This is a genomic window from Limosilactobacillus urinaemulieris, assembly GCF_932750685.1.
GTDB lineage: Bacteria > Bacillota > Bacilli > Lactobacillales > Lactobacillaceae > Limosilactobacillus > Limosilactobacillus urinaemulieris.
The window spans coordinates 129,481-151,230 of the sequence record NZ_CAKOBX010000005.1 but is presented as its reverse complement, the minus strand read 5'-3'; the positions used below and the strand labels follow the sequence as shown (position 1 = coordinate 151,230).

The window sequence follows — 21,750 nt, the reverse complement described above, 5'->3', positions numbered from 1 at the left end:
GATTAGGGAGGATTCTTAATTTTAGCTGCTAATTAAAGGTACCCACTTTACAAGAGGCTGATCTCTTATAAGCTTTCATTGTATTTTTGCTTAATGAAATTAGCAGAGTTCTGTAACTTTTGCAATTCTTCTTCGGTCAAGTCTAATTGACTTTGTTCAACGATCCCTTGCCGACCGACAATTGCAGGGTAAGAAAGGTAAACACCGTATTCTTCACGGAAATTCGATACAGGAAGTTCAGTCCGTGCATCACTTAAAATAACATTAACTAACCGTACTGCGGCCGTAGCAACTCCATAGCTAGTGTACTTCTTTCCCTTGAATACATACCAGCCACCAAGCTTAGATTCCTTATCCAATTCCGGTAAATCAATGTTCCGTTCTGCCGCAAGTTTAGTAATTGGCTGATCAAGGACCCGAACGGTTGACCAAGCGGTAAATTGTGAGTTCCCGTGTTCACCAAGATTATACCCACTAACAGAACGCGGATCGACATTAAATTTATCCGCAACGACCCGCTTCATCCGGGCAGAGTCAAGTAACGTTCCTGTTCCGATAACTTGATTCTTTGGCAGTCCCGTCAGTTTTTGGTATAAGGATGTAATCACATCAACTGGGTTTGAGATTACAACGAGCTTTCCAGAAAAGCCACTTGCCTTAATCTTTGGAGCAACATCCTTAACTGCGTCCCGCGTAAATGGCAATTCGACAAACCGGTCGGCCTGTGGCTGATCCTGAAGCTTGATATTCCCCACTGCTGAAACGACTACTTCAGCATCCTTTAACGCCGAATAATCATTAACCACAATATTGGTATGATAAGGCAGGTTAGGCATTGCGTCCTTTAGATCAAGGGCATCGGCATTTACCTTATCCTCGTTGGAATCAATTAATACCAAGTCATCAGCAAATCCGTTAGCAACAATGTAGTGGGCAACCGTTGAACCAACGTGCCCCATCCCAATAACGGCAACTTTTCGTGACATTCGGAAAACTCCCTTCACACATTAAAATAAGATTAAAATTAACTTATATTAATGATACCACCTTTAATAATTCAAATCATTTAAAATCACTAGACCAAATTATATTAGGCGCCTAATCCTGATCGGTTTGGGTAATTTTAATCTTACTTTGATCAATCTTCGGATCATCCATAATAATTTCATCAACGTGATCAACCTTAATTTGACCACTGATTGGGTTCTTGATGCTCATGATTGATCCCTTAATTTCTACATCAATATTGCTGCACAGTTCAAAAGCCAGATCTGTTCGGAGTGTCCGGCAGTTCTTCATCGTCAAATGATCAACGTAACATAGCCCTTGATCGCTCTCAATCGTACAGTTAATAAAAGTGATGTTCTTGGTATTCCAAGCAAGGTATTCACCGCTAATCTTCGAGTCATAAATGGTAACATTTTCGCAATTCCAAAAAGCATCCTTTGAAACTAACCGTGAATTATGAACCTCAACGTTCTTAGCGCCATCAAAAACATAGTTACCCACTAGATCAAGGTGATCAACATAGATGTTCTCACTGTTCATCCCTAGATAATCTCCATTGGCATACACATCATGCATTTTAATGTTCTTACAGCTCCACATCGTCTCTTCAGCGTCAGAGAAATGAACGTTATCAAGGTTAATTCCATCACACCGTCGAAATTCCTTTGGGGCTTGAATAGTGCTGTTAGTAATCTCAATGTCATTGGTATACCAAATTCCGGAACGCGACATCTCTTCAAAAATTGTGTCCGTTACTTTAATGTGATCAGAATACCAAAGTGGATACTTCCAAGTGAAAAGAACACCATCTAATGTTAAATTAGCTGTCTCCTTTAGGGGTGATTCACCCTTCCCAAATGTGGTGTTAATTAACTTTGTGTCGTGAATCCCGTAGAGTGGTCGTTCACCATCATAATAGTCGTCTTTAATTTCTTGCATGTTAGTTATTCCCCTTTGTGATCCTCTTCTTATCAAGATCTCCACTAACTAAGAATAATCCTATAATATTAATTAGTGCAATTAATATCCTTATTTTAAAATAGCACTAACTAATTAAAAGTAAAAATACTTATACCTAATTACGTTATATTCGGTTCTTGAATAACTAATTGTCGAGAAGCATTACCTAGGGCGTCAATATAAATTGATGTACAATCAAGGATGAAGCAATTTTAGTTTAAGGATAGATAAAGGAATGATAATTATGAAGTACGATTTTGACACAATTCTTGATCGCCAGCATACTAATTCAGAGAAATGGGATGTTAAGCCAGGCGAATTACCAATGACAACTGCTGATATGGACTTTAAAACGGCTCCTGAAATCATGCAGGCAATGAAGGATAAAATTAATGCCGGTGCTTTTGGCTATGAATACCCTAGCCAAGAATATTTTGACGCCGTTGCTCACTGGTATAAGACTGAACATAATGCAGATGCACAGCCTTCCTGGATGCGTTTTGCTACGGGGGTAATTCCTTCGATTACTGCTAGCGTTAATCATCTAAGCCATACGGGTGATAATGTTCTCCTGATGGAACCGGTCTACAATACCTTCTATAATTCAATCCTAAATAGCGGTCGTCACGCCCTAGCAAGTCAATTAAAGTATGATCGTTCTACCTATACTTATTCCGTTGACTGGGATGACCTCGAAGAAAAGATGAGCAATCCGTTAACAACCTTGATGATTCTCTGTAACCCGCACAACCCAACCGGTTATGTTTGGACTCGTGATGAGCTAATGCGGATTATCAAATTAGCACAAAAACACGGTGTAGTTGTTATTAGCGATGAAATTCATGGTGATTTAGTCTTAAAGGGCCCTGATTATACACCGACTTTCTCTCTTCCTGAAGAATATCGTCAAAACCTAGTTACCTTAGTTTCAACAAGTAAAACATTTAACGTTGCTGCCCTTCACGCCGCAACAGGAATCGTTGCTAATCCGATCCTGCGCGAACGCTTTACCCGGGCAATTAATAAGTATGAAGTTGCTGAACCGAACCTTCTTGCAATCCCTGGTACCATTGCTGCTTATACTCAGGGTGCTGATTGGCTTCACCAGCTTAAGAAGTACTTGCTAGGTAACCGAGAATATTTAGAACAGTTTATTAGTGATAACTTGCCACAGCTTCACGTTGTTCCTGGTACAGCTACCTACCTTGTCTGGATTGATGTTAGTGAAGTCACCAATGATAGCAATGCCCTTGCACAAAAGATCCGTCAAGAAACTGGCTTAATTATTAATCCAGGAACTTACTATCATGGTAACGGCAACGAATTTATCCGGATCAACATTGCCTACCCGCTTGCCCAAGTTAGGGATGGATTAAGCCGGTTAGCTAAGGCAATAAAAAACTAACTTCTTGGATTAGCGTTATGATAGAAGTTAATCATATTTTAGGGAGTATCTAAGTTTGAGTAAGCTAAAAAAGCATATTAATCGTGAAATGGATCTTTGGGAACATAATCAAGCAAACGAGTTAGCAAAGATTCGTGCATCACAGCGTCACCTGATTTACAACTTAATTGCCTATGTTTCAATTTCAATTATTGAATATTGGTTAGCTGAAATCAGTAAGTCGCAAACTTTACGGGCCGATGCATTTAACAACTTATCTGGAATTATCTCAACATTTCTCTTAATGATGGGACTTCATATTGCACAAGACATTGACGATGATGATATTGCTGGTGTGGAAATGCCGGACGAAAATGAAAGTATTCTTGGTGGCGATCAACGGATGCAGTTTATTCGCTGGCGATATGAAACTGTCTTTTCCCTAGTAACCGCTGTTATCATGGTTGTGATTGCATTTGATGTTATTCTTGACGGAATCAAAGCTCTGTTAAATCCTGCTAGCCGAGTGGTCCCTCAACCAGTTGCCCTTATTGGGGCCGGAATTGCTTCGGTGATCATGCTTGTCGTCTGGTACATGAACCGTAAAGCGGGACAACGACTACAAAACGCTGCCCTCCTAGCTTCGGCTCAAGATAGTCTTGCCGATGCCTTTACTAGTATTGGAACCATGGTTGCGATCGCTGGGGCCCTCCTCTTTGATTTGGCATGGCTTGATGGGGTTACCAGTATTATCGTTGGCTTCTTTATCCTCTACTCTGGATTAAAAATTTTCTTCCAGACGAGCTTAAACTTGGTCGATTATTTTGATCCAAAAGCCGAGCGGGAATATAAGCAAGCAATTTTGAAGGTCAAAAAAGTGAAAAACGTCGCTGAACTAAAGGCTCACTATAACGGGAATGTCGTTTCCCTCGATGCCACTGTTTTGGTTGATGCCAAAATGACCATCTTGGAAAGTTATCAGCTTTCTGAAAAGATTGAACGAACTCTGCGAAAGAAATTTGGAATCGTTGATACTGATATTTCCTTTATTCCCGCTCCCGGAACATTCTCTGATAAGGACGTTAAGGGGCACTTCTAATTTGTGATGTTTCATATGAAACAAAAAATGAGGTTCAAAATTGAACCTCATTTTTTGTTATCAATATAATCTTTAGAAATTGTCTCGTTTCCCTTTGAATCCTAGCCAGCTGAACAATACTCCAAGGACAGCAAGCCCGATCAAGCCTGTATGACGCTGATTACCTGTCTGTGGCAATTGACTTTGCGTTGTTGGAGTATTAGTCACTCCCTTGTCCTGGCTTTGTACAGGCCAGCTTGTTTTATTAACTAATAACTGATTATTAACCTGCTTGTCAGGGACAACCTGTTCACCGGGAGTTCCAGGAATTACCTTAACACCGTCCGTTGGTCCTTCTGGAGTTTCATTAGTTCCTGGATCAGGAGCTGGGGTCTCTCCAGGAGTAGTCGGGGAAGTAGGAGTTTCTGGAGCAACTGGTGTTGTTGGTTGCTGAGGAGTTGTTGGCTTCTCCGTTGGCGTACTTGGTTGCTCTGATGTCGTTGGCGTTATCGGCTGTGCTGGTGTACTGCTATTCTTAGTGTAGTAAACAGTGATCGTAGTGTGTTTATTGGACTTAGCATCGACCAGCATTTGATCGATTAGCTTCTGCTTGTCATCAACCAACCGGTACCCCGGAATCGTTGGTGAAACCACGTCAAATAGCTTTGACTTAGCTTGTTGTTCGTCTAAATCTTGTGCCAAAATTTTACCGTGCTGAACAATTGCGTAGTAAATCGTCGGCTGTTCAGCAACCACTTGTGATTTGGCCTTTGACGCTGCATATAAAGCAACTGTGTTTGGGAAAACCGGGCTTCCTGGATTTGCTGGTTGTCCAGGGTTATCAGGAACAACCGATATACTAGCGTGTTTAAGAATTACCTAATAACCAATGGATGCATCTAGCTTAATTTTAATATAATTATTATCTAAATTCATCTTTGAAACAAAAAAGACACCTGCTAAATCATAACGACTTAGCAGGTGTCTACTGTATTGGGCTAGCTGGATTCGAACCAGCGCATGACGGTACCAAAAACCGTTGCCTTACCGCTTGGCTATAGCCCAATAAAGTGACCCGTGCGGGATTTGAACCCACGATACCAGCGTGAAAGGCTGGTGTCTTAACCACTTGACTAACGGGTCATACTATAACACAGCACAAATAATAATATCAAGTCTTTCTCTAAATTACAAGCATCTTTTTAAATTTATTTGCTTTTCAACTAACTTAAGAAATAAGCAAGAATTGCCACATAATAATCTTCATTTTTATGAGGTATTCTTAGGTTAATCGAAAATAACATTTAACTAGGAGGTTATTATGAAAAAACAATCATTTAAGAAGCAACTCACTCATTTGCTAGCAGTTACTGTCTTAACCGCCAGTTCTTTAGGTGGTATCGCTCTCGTCACAAACACAACTGTCTCTGCCGCTACCGTCTCAACCAGTAAAATTAAACTTAACGAAAAGGATGCTGTGAAAAAGTTCCACAAGCAATTTAAGAACGTTGAGGTTGATGAAATTCAATTAGAAACCAAAGGAAACAAGTTCGTTTACGAAATTTCTGGTGCGGATAATCAAAAAGAATATTCAGCTGATATTGACGCAAAGTCTGGTAAGGTTACCAATACCAAGTCAGAGACGTTAGAAAACGGTGAGCAAAAGACTAATCTTGATTTAGATAAGGCCATTAGTCGGAAGCAAGCCAATAAGATCGCTGAAAAGGCCGCTAAAAAAGGACAAGGGCAATCCTGGACTCTTGAAAACGACAACGGCACCCCAGTATGGGACGTTGAAGTCGTAAACGGTCAGAAGTCAACTGAGGTTAAGGTTAATGCTCAAAACAAGAAAGTAATTAGCGTCGAAACTGATGACTAAAAATTTGTTTAAAGAATAAAAAGGCAATCTCAGATCGGTTAACTACCAATTGGAGATTGCCTTTTGGGGATCTTTTTTATAATAACTTCTTCAGCTCTGCTAATGCCTGATCGTAATCGGGCTCATCAGTCAACTCTTTGACAATTTGCCGGTATACTACTTTGCCATCCTTATCCAGGATCCAAACTGAACGAGCCAGGACCCCTTCATCCGGGATCAGCAACTTAGATTCGTAACCAAAGGATTCCTCCCTGTCAGATACCAGCTGCATATTTTGCACACCCTCAGCAGCACACCACTTTTGTTGTTCTTCAATGGTATTGGTTGAGATCGTTAAGAAGTTAACATCCGGGAATTGATCCATCGTTGAATTGAACTTCTTTGTCTGGATACTACATACTGGAGTATTGATGTTAGGAACAACACTTAATAACGTTACCTTCCCAAGTAATTGCCGAGTCTTGATCTTGTCATGATTCTTATCAAAAACCTTAAAGTGTGGAAACTCATCGCCAACTTCTGGCGGATTACCAACTAGTTGTCGCGGTTCACCATTAATTGTGATTTCCATTTTTCATCTACTCCTTACTTCTGTTAGTTGAACTAAGTATAACTAAATTTAGCTAAAGATTCATTTATTTTAGCTCTTTAATTTTTTCCTGCCGCTTTCGGACTAAGCAAATTCCAATTCCAATGATAAATCCAATAATAGCAAATGGAATCCACGAGAAACCCTGTGAAAATAACGGAAAATACTGATGAGCAAATGCAATCATTGCTTGAGCAATTGGTGTCTTTTTCAATCCTGCTGGTAAATTATTTACCAAATCAAAAACAGCTGGAATAAAAGTTAACCCTGTCGTAACTCGGTAAACGATTGGGGCAGTCTTAAATAGCGGTGATGTTATTCCCAAAATCGTTAGCGTAATTGCCAAGGGATAAAGGAAAACCAATACCGGAGCAGACCAGGCAATAATCTTATCTAGCCCTAAGTTAGCTACTAGAAACGAAAAAAGGCAATTAAGCAGTAAGAACGCCTTGTATGAAACCCGCGGAAATAACCGGTGAAGGTCCTCTGAAAAAGCAGCGGCGAGTCCCATTGCCGTCGTTAGACAAGTTACGGAGGTTAAGGTCGCCAATAGCGCATCCCCGACAAAGCCCATATAATAGTGAGCAATTTGCGCAAGTGTCGTTCCCCCATTATCAGCAACCTTAAACTGGTGAAGACTAGATGCTCCAAGCCAAATTAGACAGATATAGATTACGGCAATCCCCATAATTCCAATTGTCCCGCTTTTGGCTGTGATCCATGAAATTTTCTTCGTATCCGCAATCCCTAATTCCTTAATTGCGCTAATTATTGCAATCCCAAATGCAAGGCATCCTAAAATATCCATGGTGTTATACCCTTGGAGGAAGCCGCTTGAGAATGCATGAATCGAATAATCTGCCGTAACTGGTGTCGTCCAAGTGCTTCCCATCGGGCTGATGAAAGCAAGGAAGAAGATAATAAACAAAAGAACTAAAAAAATCGGGTTAAGAATTTTCCCAATCAAATCCGTAATTTTAGCTTCAGTAACGGTCAAGCCAAAAACAATTGCGAAAAAGAGCCCCGTATAAATCAATAATCCAACAACATTACCACTTGCAGAAAGATGCGGGGCAAAACCAATTGTGTACGGAACGGTAGCAGTCCGGGGCATTGCAAATAGCGGCCCTAGAGTAGCCTGAACCAAAATAAGAAAGGTTAATGCATAGTAGTGTCCATTAGGTCGTGCCAGGTCATAGATACCATTAGAGCGGGTAATGCTAATCGCCAATAACGCCATTAACGGTAACAGGACGCCAGAAATTAGGAAGCCACTACTCGCACCTAACCAGTGAGCCCCCGCTAATTGACCTAAATGAACCGGAAATATTAGGTTCCCTGCACCAAATAAAACACCAAAAATTAGGGAGGCAATTACAATTGTTTGTCGCTCCGTGATCTTCGTCTCTGTCAATTTTTATTCCCCCAAAAATGAATCACTCTTAATCATTAACGATTGAAAAAAGCGAAGCTGGGAATTAACTTTCTCGGAGGGACGGTTGACTAACCTAGAACGATGAATGATGATGAAATCATCAGAGTCGTTCGTAGCCGAATAGGCTTGCTTCGCTGCGTTAGGCTCGAGTCCCTCAGTTAATTCCCGCGATTAGACTCTCTAAGTTCGGAGATTAATAAGTATATATAGAGGGCGGGAAAAAACTTAACGTTTTTCCCCGCCCTCGCCAGAGCGTGTTACCACCTTTAATTTACAATTATTATCACTAATAATGTCTCATTCCGTACATAGATACGCTGACGCTGTAACGGGCGCTCCCGATCAAGACTTCATTTCGTCGCCCTGGCCACTCATAGGTTACCTTCACCTAAAACTAGTCATCCCTGCTTACACTCGTTCAGGGTCGCTAATACTGACTAGTAAAAGGTTACTCTCCTACTCACTGTGTTTCTAACCGTTAACTACCGGTTATTAATATACAGAAGCCGTTCCCGTTCGTCAATCCTTTAGTTGAAAAATCCTTGGATCCAGTTCACAAAGCGATCCCACCAGGACTGGGCCTGTTGCTGAGCAGCTTTACCATCCTTTGAATTTAAGAACTGCTTTGCCTTATTCATCATATCGCCCGTGGAGTTCTTAACATTATTGATCGTATCAGTAACGTGAGAACTATAATCCTTGCTTGAACTGATTGGCGCGTTATTAAATTGAACCAACGCATTAATAATCGTGGTCGTATGGTTCTTGGTTTCGTTATAAATATTTTGCTTCTTTAGGTTTTGGTTTAGGATGTTTTCAATCTGAACCTGAGTTGGTTGTTCTCCTTGTCGCTTTTGCTTATTAATTTGTTTAGTTGTATCACCGACAGCAGCCATTAACTTTCCTGGATAACTACTATCGCCCTTGTTGGCGTTGATTGCATCATTAGTGGCGCTTAGCATTTGGTTAGCTGATTGGGTATTTTGATTATTTAGGTTAATTCCATCCTCACTCAGCGCCTTGTATACTCCCGTAAGCGCCGATTCTCCAGATACCGGACGATTAGCCGAGACCGTAATTGTCACATCCGTTACCCCGGCCATTTGCGCTACCATTGCATACTGCTGGGCCGTCACCTTGGTAATGTTGCTCTGACCATTAAACTTCTTAACGTTCACTTTTACCCCAGATCCTGGATCGGTCGGCACAATTGATACTGAACTGACCATTGCTGCGTTAGTTGTCGAATCGTTAGCGTTAATATACTTTTGGTAATCACTAGCGGTAGCCGTAAGCGTTGTGAAATCACTGTTAACGCCCAGAATATTACTCAGCTCATCCTTATCTGCAGTTCCTGCTCCATAGACAACATATGACTTATTCAATGTATGTGTTTGGGTGGAAGATGCAGAACTAGTACTTGTTGCTACCTGATCATCCGCATGAACGATAACCTGAGAAACAGGAGTAGCTACTAAGGCCATCGTTAATGTCGATGTTAATAGAATTGTTGATAATTTCCTTGAACGCATTGTTATTCTCCTATCAGGCGAAGCTAGGAATTAACTCGCCCTCTTTAATATTTCAAAGACAGTAGGCAGGGCGATGAACTAAGCAAGCTAATTCGATCCCCTTTTCTTACTTCAATTAGGATAAAAAAACTGTTCTAAAAATTCTAGCCTTTAACCAGAATCTTTAGAACAGTTTATGAATTTTTACTTTTTCTAATTTAACTAGGTTGGTACTGCGCCTTAATTTGCCCAGTAATGTTTCCACTCCTGGTTAACGTTATAACGAGTTGTGGCAGTTCCGGTCCAAGAAGGTACTTTAACAACACCATCAATCTTACTCTTTGGTACAAATCCCCAATAACGCCCATCATTAGAAACGCTTCGGTGATCACCAAGAACAAAATATTGACCCTTTGGTACCTTCGTTGCACCACTATCTCGTAACCAGTTATTTTGAACTGAGATACTCTTTAGTGTCCAATTTCCGGTCCCAGAAGTTCGTTGAGTATTATTAATGTAACTTTGGTTAACCTTTCGTCCGTTAACATAAATATTACCATTTGCGGAACGAACAGTATCACCAGGAACACCAATTACCCGCTTAACATAGTCTGTCTTCGTAGCCACTTGTGGATCTACTCCGTTGGCATCAAAGACAATGACACTCCCACGATGGATCTTTGCGGTTTTCAAGCAAAAAACCCGTTCATTATTTTGTAAGTTAGGTTGCATCGATGGCCCATCAACCCGCACAATTTGGAATAAGAATTGTTTGATCAGCAGGGCAATTAACAACCCAATTACGATTGGAATTATCCAGCTCATCGTTTGACGAAATGCTTTCATTACCTATTATCCCTCGATTTCAAAATCATTATCAAGCTAAGAAAAGTTTACCATAAAAGTAATTATCATACTCAACTATTTATCATACTCTTTCATTAGCTTTTGTGACAATTGGTAATCACCAACATAAGGAATATCCCGTCCCTTTTCGTGCATGAATTGTTCTCGGCCCTTAGCAGCCATAAACATTGCATCGCCAGGCTTTGCCATCTCAAACGCCTGCTTAATTGCTGCCACCCGATCAACATTGATAATTACCTCAACGTTTGGGTTAGTAATATGTTCCTTGATCGCTTCATCAATGTGATGCGGATCTTCAAAGAAGTTATCTTCGCTCGTTAAAATTGCAACATCAGCATATTCAGAAAGCGCCCGACCAATATCTTTCCGGCGTGATTCTGCTTTACCACCAGCAGCACCGATCACAACGATCAACCGGCCATTAGGATATTCATGCTTCATAAACTTAAAGCTTTCGGACAAGCTCAAGTAATTATGAGCGTAATCAACGCAGGCAACCATTCCAGCATTATTTTTCAAAAATTCCATTCGACCCGGGACTTTAGTTTCCTTCAAGCCCTGAGCAAAGTCACTAGTGTCGTCTTTAAGTTGTGCACTCACTGTAATTGCAGCTAACGCATTACTGTAGTTAAAGTGTCCCGGAATCATAACGCGGAATTCGCCAGTAACTTCGGGCAAGTTATCATTATGCGTTGATACGTCAAAGTAACCATGATCCTTGCCGTGGTAACGATAGTCCGCATCACTTTTATCACTACCGAATGTAATTAACTTTTTCCCTAATTCGTGAGCCTTTTGAGCTAGCAACTCGTAATAATCCATATCCCGATTCAAAATTACAGTATCGCTATTCACGATAATCTGACTCTTGCACCACAAATAATCATCAAAGGTTGGGTGTTCTACAGGACTAATGTGATCTGGAGAAATATTCAGGAAAACACCAATATTAAAGTGAAGGCCATAAACGCGAGATTTCTTATATGCTTGGCTAGAGACTTCCATTGCCAAATATTTCATCCCGTTATCAACGGCTTCTTTCATCATCCGAAAAAGATCCAATGATTCTGGTGTGGTCAGGTGAGCTTCAATAAAGTTTTTACCATCTACACATTCATCAATAGATGAGAATTGTCCTACTACTGGACCAAACTCATGAGCCAGGATATGACGAGTAAAGTAAACCGAAGTGGTCTTTCCCTTAGTCCCCGTGAAACCGATTAATTCGAGCTTTTCATCAGGACAACCATAGAAATGACGAGCAATGACTGCCATTGCCTTTTGAACATCAGTAACAATAATTTGTGGCGTTGATTGCGCTTCTTGATCTAACTTGTCAGTATAAACAAGCTCAGAGATCGCTGCAGTTGCCCCTTCCTTAATGGCACTTGTTAAATATTCAGGATTGAATTTTAACCCCTTACAGAAAAACAGGGTGCCATCACTGACTTTCCGCGAGTCATAGGATAGGTCGGTAATCTCAGCGTGAGCCGCTTTTTCTGGCACAGTATAATACCAGTCACCGTCAATAATGATTTCCTTATAAAGACCATTTTCTTTTAGTAAATCAGTGATTTCTTTTAGTGTGAGCATTTATTCAGCCACCTCGTCAAGCTTCTTAACTTCTTCAGGGATAAAGTCGTCGATAAAGTATTGCTTGTACCATACCAAGAAGGTGTAAATAGTCCAAATCTTCCGTCGACCATCAATCTTGTCGTTGAAGTTATCATCAAGCAACTTCAAAATTTTATCTTGATCAAAGAATTCCTTAACAAAGTCCTGTTCAAAGAGTTCACGAACTTCTTCGTAGTACTTCTTTTCTCGTAACCATGCCCGAACTGGAACGGGGAAGCCCATCTTTGGCCGAGTTGCCCATTCTTCTGGAAGGTGACGGTTAGCGGCCATCCGGAATGCCCACTTGGTTCCGTGGCGGTTAAAGAGGTACTTGGTTGGTGTATGACCAGCAACCCGCATTACTTCACGGTCCAATAATGGCACCCGAAGTTCTAGCGAGTTAGCCATACTCATCTTATCCGCCTTCAAGCAAATATCGCCAGGCATGAACTTGTGAATATCAAGGTATTGTTTCTTGGCAACTTCATCAATATCCTTGTCTTCGACGTTCTTTAGAATTGGATCAATGATGTCATCAATCGTTGGTCCGCAATTATATTTTTCTTGAAGAACATCGGCAGCTTCTTCTGGTGAGAAGATGTAAGCTTGACCAATAAACTTGGATTCACGAACTGGCGCTAATGCCCGGAACATGTGTAACTGCCCGTGGAAGTGCTTGCCATCAAGCCACTTTGCAATCTTGTACCGCTTTTCTTGTGGTAATTCACGAAGCTTGTCAGTAAACCACCGGATCAGCATCGAATTAGAGTTAAATCCATAGTCAATGTAACCCGCAAATAATTCATCAGCCCCTTCACCAGAAAGCATCGCCTTGTAGCCATTTTCCTTGGCAAGACGGGTTAAGAAGTACAACGGAATAACTGATGGATTTGAATCAGGTTCATCCAGGTAGTACTGAATTAATGGGAATGTATGGAAAGCTTCCTCATTTGTCAGCTTAGCATCAGTATTCTTTAGGTTAAGCTTAGCAGCTAACTCGCGCGCTTGCTTGGTTTCATCGTAGGTACTGTCAAAACCAATTGAGAATGTATTATCTGGTCGCATCATTGCAGTAACGTAACTAGAATCAACCCCTGCTGAAAGGAATGAACCAACTTTGATCCCCTTATCAGCAAATGAGTGAGCCTTAACTGAATCCGTTACGATATCTTCAATGTTATCAACTGCCTTATCAAAGCCTTCATCTTTAGGATCAAAATCAGCATCCCAATATTCCTTCATACTGAATTGACCATCTTGATAGTGGAAGCAGTGTCCCTCTGGCAACTTGTAAATTCCCTTGAAGAATGTTTCCTGGGTTGCTGAATACTGGAACGTCATGTAAGGCTTCAAAGCGTTCTTGTTTAGTTTCTTGTCAAAATGCGGGTGATCAATAAATGCTTTAATTTCAGAACCAACAAAGAAAGTCCCGTTCATCTTTCCGTAATAGAGCGGTTTAATTCCAAAATGGTCCCGGGCACCAAACATATCCTTGTTTTTAAAGTCCCAAATTACGAAGGCAAACATCCCCCGAAGCCGTTTCAGGACATCGTCACCCCATTGCTCATAACCATGCAAAATTACTTCGGTATCTGCATGGGTCTTGAAAGTATGACCTAAGTCGATTAATTCTTCCCGTAATTCCTTAAAGTTATAAATTTCACCATTAAATTCAATGGCCATACTATTATCTTCGTTAAAGATTGGTTGATTACCACTCTTAACGTCAATAAAACTTAACCGCCGAAATCCAAGGGCAACGTTTTCATCTACGTATTGGCCCTCTGAGTCAGGTCCCCGGTGAATAATCCGGTTCTTCATTTTACGAATTAGGCTATCTTTAACCTTTGGATCTTCGTTATCAACGAATGCTACAATTCCGCACATATTAAATACTCCTTTACTTAGCGTTGAACAAAGTATTTTTGATAATTTTTATTAATTAGCCAGAAAGAATAATGCATTAACAAGCGTTGTTTTAAGCTATCATTCTTGTCAAAGGCAGTCGTTCCCCACTGTCCTGCTTCCAGTAACTTCTTGGCTTTTTCTTTATATTCATTTTCTTTAGCGTACTGATAGAAAACCTTCTTCGGTGCATTTAACCATAACTTGTTTCCTTCAGCATAATCGGTACCAGTGAACGGCTTATGATCAATTACATCATCAACCACATATTTAGCCAGATTATAGCCATTTAAAGTACAGTAATAACTACTCCGTCCCTGACGAAGGTTGATTTCAAAAATCTTAAATTGCTTATCTCGCCGATCATACTTCATATCAAAATCAGCAAAACCAACGTACTTTACTTCTTCCAAGAATTTTTGAATTGTCTTGTAAATTGCCATGTCTTTTTCTGGCAAAATCACCATATAGTTACCCACCGCAACTGGTGATGGATCTTCTAACAACGGGTGTGCAAGGCTAATCATCCGAACATTATGGTTAGAGTCAACGTAGGCATTAACAGTCCGCATGTTAGAGTCATCACCAGGAATAAAGTCTTGCGCAATCATCTTCCCGGTATAACCTGCCTTGTAAATCTTCGGCATCAATTCGTCAAACTGTTCACGACTATCCAAAACATAGGCTTTCTTTCGTCCTTCAAACTGAACGTCAAGCCATTCCACACTATCAGAAGGCTTTAGGGCAATTGGAAAATCAAATGGTAATTCAATTGCCTTACCAGATTCGACTTCTTCTTTAGTAATGATCTTTGTCTTTGGGTATGGCAACCCGTACTTTTCAGCCGCTTCATAGAAGGTTTCTTTCGTTCCTAGCTTATTAAACAATTCTGCATCAACATACGGACAAATAAAGTGTTCCTTTAACTCATCCAAGTGTTTAGCTATTAATTCAGTATAACCATCCCCACAAGAAAGCAGCAGGTACTTCTTCTTTGGATCAAGGTTAGCTGCAATCTTGCGCATTGTTTCAATGAAAACTGGATCTTCGTTGAAACCTTCAATAACATGAACGTCCACTAACTTAGTATAACGGGTTGGCGCCATATGCATTACCCCATAGGCGATACTCTTAATACCATATTGTTGATAGAATGACCGCGCCATTCCGTAACAATTAAAATCTGTCCCTAAAAGGATTGGTTGAAAATCCTCGCGGGTCTGATTAACTTTTTCACTCATCTCTACTTGCCTCGTTTGCTTTTTAAATCAATCTTCAGTATAGCGATTCTCAGAATGTTTGTAAATGGAATAAAATGAGGCGTAAGTCAAACTTAACTTTAACTCCGTCTCACTTTATCTTCTGTAATTTAATTTCCCGGGAAATGATCTTATTTCCGAATATAAACACTTAAAATTGCTAGGTCGGCTGGATTTACCCCACTAATTCGTGAAGCCTGAGCAAGCGTTTCTGGACGAATCTTCTCAAGTTTTTGCCGTCCCTCAGTTGCCAAACCATCGATTTTTTCATAATCAATATTGGCAGGGATCCGCTTTGCTTCCATCCGCTTTAACCGGGCAACTTTTTCCTCTTCTTTCTTAATATAACCGGCATACTTTAATTGAATTTCTACTTGTTCAATCACGTGACGATCAAGCTCTTTGGCTGGCGCCGGAATAAACTTCATTAACGTTTCATAATCAACATATGGACGTTTAATAAAGTCAGCCGCTGTAATTGCATCTTTCAACCGATTATCGCCGTGTGCTTCAATGAATTGGTTAACTTCATCGTTATTTGGCTTAAGCTTTTCATTCTTTAACCGAGCAATTTCATTTTGAACTTGCTCTTCTTTTTGTTGCATCTTGGCATAACGTTCATCACTTACTAAACCAATTTCGTGACCCTTGCCCATTAAACGGAAATCGGCATTATCATGACGAAGAATTAGGCGATATTCAGCCCGACTAGTTAACAGTCGATATGGTTCCTTGGTTCCCTTAGTTACTAAGTCATCAATCATTACTCCGATATAAGCATCTGAACGCTTAAGGACAAATGGCTTCTTGCCAAGGGCCCGTAATCCAGCATTGATTCCGGCAATTAGGCCCTGGCCAGCAGCCTCTTCATAACCTGAAGTTCCGTTAGTCTGTCCGGCTGTATAAAGGTTCTTAACCAGCTTCGTTTCTAGGGTTGGGTGAAGTTGATATGGGGCAACGACATCATATTCAATTGCGTATCCAGGACGCATTAATTGGGCGTCTTCAAGTCCCTTAACGGAATGTAAAATCTTTTGTTGAATTTCTTCTGGCATGGAAGTTGATAATCCGTCAACATACCATTCATCAGTATCCCGGCCTTCTGGTTCAAGGAAGATTTGGTGACGACTCTTATCCGCAAATCGAACAATTTTATCCTCAATTGAAGGACAATAACGTGGACCAACGCCTTTAATTACTCCAGAAAACATCGGTGCCCGATCAAGGTTATCCCGAATTAATTTGTGCGTCCCCGGATTAGTGTATGTTAACCAGCAGGAAATTTGCTCACTTAATGACAAGTAGTGATCGTCTGGTGTATCAAAACTGAAGTGGTGAACCGCCTTATCACCAGGCTGTTCCTCAGTTTCGTCATAGTGAATCGTATTTCCGTTAATCCGTGGCGGTGTTCCAGTTTTAAATCGTTCGAGATCAAAGCCTAATGATTCCAAGTTTTCAGAAAGTTTTACTGCTGACTTAGAATTATTTGGTCCCGATTCGTATTGGAGCTCACCGATGATAATCTTCCCCCGGGCTGCAGTTCCCACGGTTAGAACAACTGTCTTAGCGTGGGAACGAGCACCAGTGTTAGTGATTACCCCCTTACAAACGCCATCCTCAACAATTAGCTGGTCAACGGTTGCTTGGCGCAGGTCCAAATTTGGTTGTTTTTCAATTGTTTCCTTCATTGAGCGGTGGTATGCGTGCTTATCAGCTTGTGCCCGTAATGCACGCACAGCAGGGCCTTTACCCGTATTGAGCATTCGCATTTGAACGTAAGTCTTGTCGATATTATGGCCCATTTCGCCACCAAGAGCATCAATTTCCCGAACCACGATTCCCTTAGCTGGGCCCCCAACTGACGGATTACATGGCATAAATGCGACCATGTCAAGGTTAATGGTGACTAAAAGCGTCTTATTTCCCATCCGGGCAGCGGCAAGAGCGGCCTCGCTTCCCGCATGACCAGCCCCAACAACAATTACATCATAGTTGTCGCTATCATACTGAATTGCTTCACTTGTCTGCATTTTCTTCCTCCTACTTTCCTAAACAGAACTGGCTAAAGAGTTGATCCAGTAATTCATCTTGGTAACTATCACCGGTAATCTCACCAAGCAGATCCCAGCAACGAGTCATATCAATTTGGACTAAATCAACGGGCATCCCTGCCGCAATCCCCTTTAATACATCACCAAGGGCATCATCGGCCTGGTGTAATAATCCGATATGGCGGGCGTTCGTTACCATTACACTATTTTGGTTATTTTCAATTCCTTCCTCAAAGAACATCTTACTAATCGTTTCCCCTAGTTGGTTCATCCCTTCGTTCTTTACAATTGAAGTTTCGATTAACTTATCGCTGCCAACTAATTTCTTCAATTCATTTCGGTCAACCTTATTTGGCAAATCGGTCTTATTCAAGATTACAATCCGTTGCTTGTCTTTAGTTGCTTCAAGAAGTTCTCGATCCTCAGCAGTTAACTCTTCTGAATTATCAATTAGTAACAGAATCAAATCGGCAGCATCTAAGGCTTTTCGACTTCGTTCAACCCCGATCTTTTCAACCTGATCCTTAGTGTCACGAATTCCCGCAGTATCAATTAATTTCAACGGTACCCCATCAACATTAACGTATTCCTCAATTACATCACGGGTTGTCCCGGCAACGTTTGTAACAATTGCTTTATCTTCATGCAATAGTGAATTTAGCAAGCTTGACTTACCAACATTTGGTCGGCCAATAATCGCGGTGGCGAGTCCTTCACGAAGAACTTTTCCCTGCTTTGCCGTTTTCAGCAACGCTTCAATCCGTTGACGAATTTCCGTAGCCTTCTCTTTCAGCATTTTCGTTGTCATTTCCTCAACAGCATCATATTCAGGATAATCAATGTTAACTTCTACCTGAGCTAAAACATCCAGGATATCTTTCCGTAACTTTCGAATTAAATGAGAAAGGTTTCCGTCAAGCTGATTTAAAGCAACTTTCATTGATTTATCTGTTTTTGCCCGAATTAAATCCATAACGGCTTCTGACTGCGATAAGTCAAGCCGCCCATTTAAGAATGCCCGCTTAGTAAATTCACCTGGTTCGGCCATTCGTGCACCGTAGCTCAGTACCAACTGAAGGATCCGGTTAGTCGCAAGCAACCCACCATGACAATTAATTTCAACTACATCTTCACAGGTATATGTGTGAGGAGCTCGCATTACTGAAACCATTACCTCATCAACTTCTTCACCATTATCGGGATCAATAATGTGACCATAATTGATGGTATTAGTCTGTACCTTATTCAGATCTTTGCCACGATAGATCTTTTGTGCAACTGCGATCGCATCATCGCCACTAACCCGAATGATCGAGATCCCTCCTTCACCAACCGGGGTCGAAATTGCTGCAATTGTATCATTATCAGTATTTGCCACCGTCCAGACTCCTTTCTAATAAAAAAAGTGCCCCCACGTTATTCACCAGTCAATCTGATAATCACATGGTCAAAGCACTTTCACTACTTTAACAAGTATCTTAAATTGTATAACCGCAATTATTTTAATTTCATCACATTAAAATGTCAAATAAGAAATTTCACCCTTTGACAAGACTGCAAGCAACCTAATTTTTCGGTGCAATTACAACGCTCCGGTATGGCTCGCGTCCATGAGAATAGGTCTTAACATGATCATTTTCCTGCAGTTCTTGATGGAGCTGTTTTCGTTCTCGAGCAGGCATTGGATCCAAAAAGACTGCCTGACCAGTTGAAACAACTTCCATTACAGAACGTTCTGCCAGCTGGTGCAATGATTCTTCACGCCGTTTCCGATAATTAGCTGTATCTAAAATTACCATTGTCTTCTCTGCACCATGATAATTCATAAAGGCGTTACTTAACTGCTCCATTGCATTAATTCGTCGACCATGATGACCGATAATTCGTCCAGACTGCTCACTTTGTAAATCAATTCTTACCTCATGAGAACGAACATCGCTCACAATTGGTTTAACTTCAATTCCCAAGTTTGCAAAGACGTTCTTTAAGTAATCCGCAAGCTCCTGACTAACTTTTTCCACCCGCTTAACGTTTTCTTCATGGCGGCGCTTCATTTCAGCAGGATCAACTTCATTGTCTGGTGTTGATTTATGGTAAGTTTTTGGTTGCTGCTGAACCTTGGTTTGTTGGTTTACTTCTTGGTAACCGTGACTTTTTTTATTCTTATCTTTCTTTTGGGCCTTTTTAATAGATACTTCAACGATCGCTTCTCGACGACCAATTCCTAAGAAACCATGACGCGGTTGTTGGATAGTTTTTATTTCTAACTGATCTACTGCTACCCCAAGTTTCTTACTAGCAGAGGCAACTGCTTCCTCAACAGTTTCTCCTGTATAACGTCCCATTCAATTTCATCTCCCAAAATAAATACTCGTTTTATTTTACAACAGAACCATAAGCCGCGACAAATCGGTTCTAATTTACGCCAAAAAGAAAATGACTGAGAAAAAACGTTTTGTTTTTTCTCAGCCTCTAATATACTTAGTAATCTCCGAACTTAGAGAGTCTAATCGTAGAAAATACTACTTCCGACGACTGCTGTATGCACGGCGTTTAGCCTTTTCAAGTTTGCGCTTCTTTGCCTTTGCCTGCTTTTCCTTAGCTTCTCGTTCACGGCGAATCTTAAATGGGTTTTGCAATAAGAGTGTTTGAACTACCTGGAAGGCGTTTGAAACTACCCAATACAAAGTAATTGCGGAAGAGAATCCTAATGCCATGAAGAATACCATAATTGGCATAAACCATGTCATTGCGGAAGTCATTGCATTTCGCTCAGGCATTGAAGCCATTGATAACCATGAACTTAAGAAAGTAAATAGAGCCGCCAGAATTGGCAAAATGTAATAGGGATCTGTGTGTCCTAATTGGAGCCACAGAAATGTCCCATGCCGTAACTCTGGTGTCCGCCAGATAGCTTGATAAAGGGCCCACATGATTGGCAATTGGATAATCATTGGCAACATTGAAGCCCAAGGATTAACTCCTGCTTCTTTATAAAGCTTACTGGTTTCTTCCTGCATCTTCACCATGGATTCACGATCCCGTGATGAGTACTTCTTTTGAATTGCCTTCAACTTAGGAGCTAACTCCTGAGTTTTCAGCATTGACTTCGTTTGGTAGAACATCAATGGCAAGAGGAGGACCCGAATAATGATCGTGAAAATAATGATCCCCATACCATAGCCACCACAATTATTTGATAGCCAAATGATAAACCGAGAGAAGTTATAAACTATGTAGTGATCCCACAAACCAGTACTGTGACTTGTAACTGGCTTATTTGAACAAGCTGCAAGAAAAAGCGTCAAACTTCCAATTGCAGCAAGACTTAGGACACGCTTTACCTTTTTCATTGATTAACGATCCTCACTTTTCTCTTCTAATAGATGCGCCCTTTTAAGAGCATGGACAAGGTTTTTCTTTGTTTCCGCCATTTCCAGGCCATCTGCAGCTGGACGAGCAATTACTAAGAAATCCACGTCTTGCCGTAGATAAGGTTTTACTTCAAGAAGTGTTTGGCGAATCCGGCGTTTAACCCAGTTTCGGTGAACTGCATTTCCAATCCTTTTCCCCACGGAAATACCAACTCGAAAATGCTTTTGACCTGGTTTTGCCATTTGATAGATGACAAATTTATGGTTGGCAACAGAATTATGAGTTTCAAATACTCGTTGAAACTCACTTTCCTTTTTTACCCGATATGATTTTCTCATAATAATGTAGATCTCCAGCCTTATTAAATATAAAAAGGGCCGGACATTGCAGCTTCAACGAAACGATAGCTCGTCAAGCTGACTGCCCTGCCCTTGCAATAAAAAAAGCCACTATAAAAGTGGCCGTAATTATGCAGATAATACTTTTCTGCCCTTTTGACGCCGACGTGCTAATACCTTACGGCCGTTACTGGTGCTCATACGCTTACGGAAGCCATGGACACGTGCACGGTGACGCTTCTTTGGTTGAAACGTGCGCTTCATACGATGCACCTCCTATTCAATCTGAATGGTTTGGTTTTTATAGTCTAAAAAGACGATCTCTTCAAACATACTCTGGAAGTATAACATACTTTTCTCAAATATTAAACGTGAAATTTTTTTAGATTTTTTTGTTTATCCACAGAAGAACAAAAATAATCCACAGCGTTGTGTATTTCTTCTTCCTGTGGATAAGTTATTAACCGTGATTTCACAGCATTTTTCAACAATTCACA

The 21,750-nt window shown here is 40.8% G+C and carries 19 protein-coding genes and 2 tRNA genes; 3 read left to right on the top strand and 18 right to left on the bottom strand.

Features of this window, described 5'->3' with window-relative positions; translation table 11 throughout:
* Positions 1 to 65: 65 nt before the first annotated feature.
* Positions 66 to 986, bottom strand: coding sequence for an L-lactate dehydrogenase (locus MR181_RS05185; RefSeq protein ID WP_242335667.1), 921 nt, complete (start codon positions 984 to 986; stop codon positions 66 to 68).
* A 112-nt stretch (positions 987 to 1,098) separates the two neighbouring features.
* A complete protein-coding gene (locus tag MR181_RS05180; RefSeq protein ID WP_242335662.1) occupies positions 1,099 to 1,947 on the bottom strand; it encodes a DUF3737 family protein in 849 nt (282 codons plus the stop codon).
* Between the two features lie 265 nt (positions 1,948 to 2,212).
* On the opposite strand from MR181_RS05180, the gene MR181_RS05175 reads away from it, so the two are divergent.
* Positions 2,213 to 3,373: a MalY/PatB family protein gene (locus MR181_RS05175; protein WP_242335659.1), complete on the top strand. Its 1,161-nt coding sequence runs from the start codon at positions 2,213 to 2,215 to the stop codon at positions 3,371 to 3,373.
* Between the two features lie 55 nt (positions 3,374 to 3,428).
* Positions 3,429 to 4,451: a cation diffusion facilitator family transporter gene (locus MR181_RS05170; RefSeq protein WP_242335656.1), complete on the top strand. Its 1,023-nt coding sequence runs from the start codon at positions 3,429 to 3,431 to the stop codon at positions 4,449 to 4,451.
* Positions 4,452 to 4,523: 72 nt separating this feature from the next.
* On the opposite strand, the gene MR181_RS05165 is transcribed toward MR181_RS05170, so the two are convergent.
* The 3 genes from MR181_RS05165 to MR181_RS05155 all read right to left on the bottom strand — a co-directional run bounded on the left by MR181_RS05165 (position 4,524) and on the right by MR181_RS05155 (position 5,573).
* Positions 4,524 to 5,186, bottom strand: coding sequence for an LPXTG cell wall anchor domain-containing protein (locus MR181_RS05165; protein ID WP_242335653.1), 663 nt, complete (start codon positions 5,184 to 5,186; stop codon positions 4,524 to 4,526).
* Positions 5,187 to 5,423: 237 nt separating this feature from the next.
* Positions 5,424 to 5,495: transfer RNA gene (locus tag MR181_RS05160), tRNA-Gln, on the bottom strand.
* Positions 5,496 to 5,501: 6 nt separating this feature from the next.
* Positions 5,502 to 5,573, bottom strand: a tRNA-Glu gene (locus tag MR181_RS05155).
* Positions 5,574 to 5,751: 178 nt separating this feature from the next.
* Between MR181_RS05155 and MR181_RS05150 the strand changes: the two genes are divergently transcribed.
* Positions 5,752 to 6,309, top strand: coding sequence for a PepSY domain-containing protein (locus MR181_RS05150; RefSeq protein ID WP_242335650.1), 558 nt, complete (start codon positions 5,752 to 5,754; stop codon positions 6,307 to 6,309).
* Between the two features lie 76 nt (positions 6,310 to 6,385).
* On the opposite strand, the gene tpx is transcribed toward MR181_RS05150, so the two are convergent.
* The 13 genes from tpx to rpmH all read right to left on the bottom strand — a co-directional run bounded on the left by tpx (position 6,386) and on the right by rpmH (position 21,517).
* Positions 6,386 to 6,880, bottom strand: coding sequence for a thiol peroxidase (gene tpx, locus MR181_RS05145; protein WP_242335646.1), 495 nt, complete (start codon positions 6,878 to 6,880; stop codon positions 6,386 to 6,388).
* Positions 6,881 to 6,944: 64 nt separating this feature from the next.
* The gene (gene brnQ / locus MR181_RS05140; RefSeq protein WP_242335643.1) at positions 6,945 to 8,312 is read right to left on the bottom strand and encodes a branched-chain amino acid transport system II carrier protein; all 1,368 of its coding nucleotides are present in this window, start codon (positions 8,310 to 8,312) and stop codon (positions 6,945 to 6,947) included.
* A 548-nt stretch (positions 8,313 to 8,860) separates the two neighbouring features.
* A complete protein-coding gene (locus tag MR181_RS05135) occupies positions 8,861 to 9,865 on the bottom strand; it encodes a DUF1002 domain-containing protein (protein ID WP_242335640.1) in 1,005 nt (334 codons plus the stop codon).
* A gap of 219 nt (positions 9,866 to 10,084) precedes the next feature.
* A complete protein-coding gene (lepB, locus tag MR181_RS05130; protein ID WP_242335636.1) occupies positions 10,085 to 10,690 on the bottom strand; it encodes a signal peptidase I in 606 nt (201 codons plus the stop codon).
* Between the two features lie 75 nt (positions 10,691 to 10,765).
* Positions 10,766 to 12,304: a UDP-N-acetylmuramyl-tripeptide synthetase gene (murE, locus tag MR181_RS05125; protein ID WP_242335633.1), complete on the bottom strand. Its 1,539-nt coding sequence runs from the start codon at positions 12,302 to 12,304 to the stop codon at positions 10,766 to 10,768.
* A complete protein-coding gene (gene asnB / locus MR181_RS05120) occupies positions 12,305 to 14,212 on the bottom strand; it encodes an asparagine synthase (glutamine-hydrolyzing) (RefSeq protein ID WP_242335630.1) in 1,908 nt (635 codons plus the stop codon). It lies immediately after the preceding gene.
* Positions 14,213 to 14,229: 17 nt separating this feature from the next.
* Positions 14,230 to 15,471, bottom strand: a complete 1,242-nt coding sequence (locus tag MR181_RS05115; protein ID WP_191910944.1) for a carboxylate--amine ligase — start codon at positions 15,469 to 15,471, stop codon at positions 14,230 to 14,232.
* A gap of 149 nt (positions 15,472 to 15,620) precedes the next feature.
* A complete protein-coding gene (gene mnmG / locus MR181_RS05110) occupies positions 15,621 to 17,519 on the bottom strand; it encodes a tRNA uridine-5-carboxymethylaminomethyl(34) synthesis enzyme MnmG (RefSeq protein WP_277956494.1) in 1,899 nt (632 codons plus the stop codon).
* A 10-nt stretch (positions 17,520 to 17,529) separates the two neighbouring features.
* Positions 17,530 to 18,918, bottom strand: coding sequence for a tRNA uridine-5-carboxymethylaminomethyl(34) synthesis GTPase MnmE (mnmE, locus tag MR181_RS05105; protein WP_242335627.1), 1,389 nt, complete (start codon positions 18,916 to 18,918; stop codon positions 17,530 to 17,532).
* Positions 18,919 to 19,105: 187 nt separating this feature from the next.
* Positions 19,106 to 19,885, bottom strand: a complete 780-nt coding sequence (jag, locus tag MR181_RS05100; RefSeq protein WP_242335624.1) for an RNA-binding cell elongation regulator Jag/EloR — start codon at positions 19,883 to 19,885, stop codon at positions 19,106 to 19,108.
* Between the two features lie 177 nt (positions 19,886 to 20,062).
* A complete protein-coding gene (locus tag MR181_RS05095) occupies positions 20,063 to 20,893 on the bottom strand; it encodes a YidC/Oxa1 family membrane protein insertase (protein ID WP_098044946.1) in 831 nt (276 codons plus the stop codon).
* Positions 20,894 to 20,896: 3 nt separating this feature from the next.
* Complete coding sequence (gene rnpA, locus MR181_RS05090; RefSeq protein ID WP_098044945.1) at positions 20,897 to 21,253, bottom strand: ribonuclease P protein component; 357 nt, start codon at positions 21,251 to 21,253, stop codon at positions 20,897 to 20,899.
* Positions 21,254 to 21,382: 129 nt separating this feature from the next.
* On the bottom strand, positions 21,383 to 21,517 hold the full coding sequence (rpmH, locus tag MR181_RS05085) for a 50S ribosomal protein L34 (protein ID WP_003665227.1): 135 nt from the start codon (positions 21,515 to 21,517) through the stop codon (positions 21,383 to 21,385).
* Between the last annotated feature and the right edge of the window lie 233 nt (positions 21,518 to 21,750).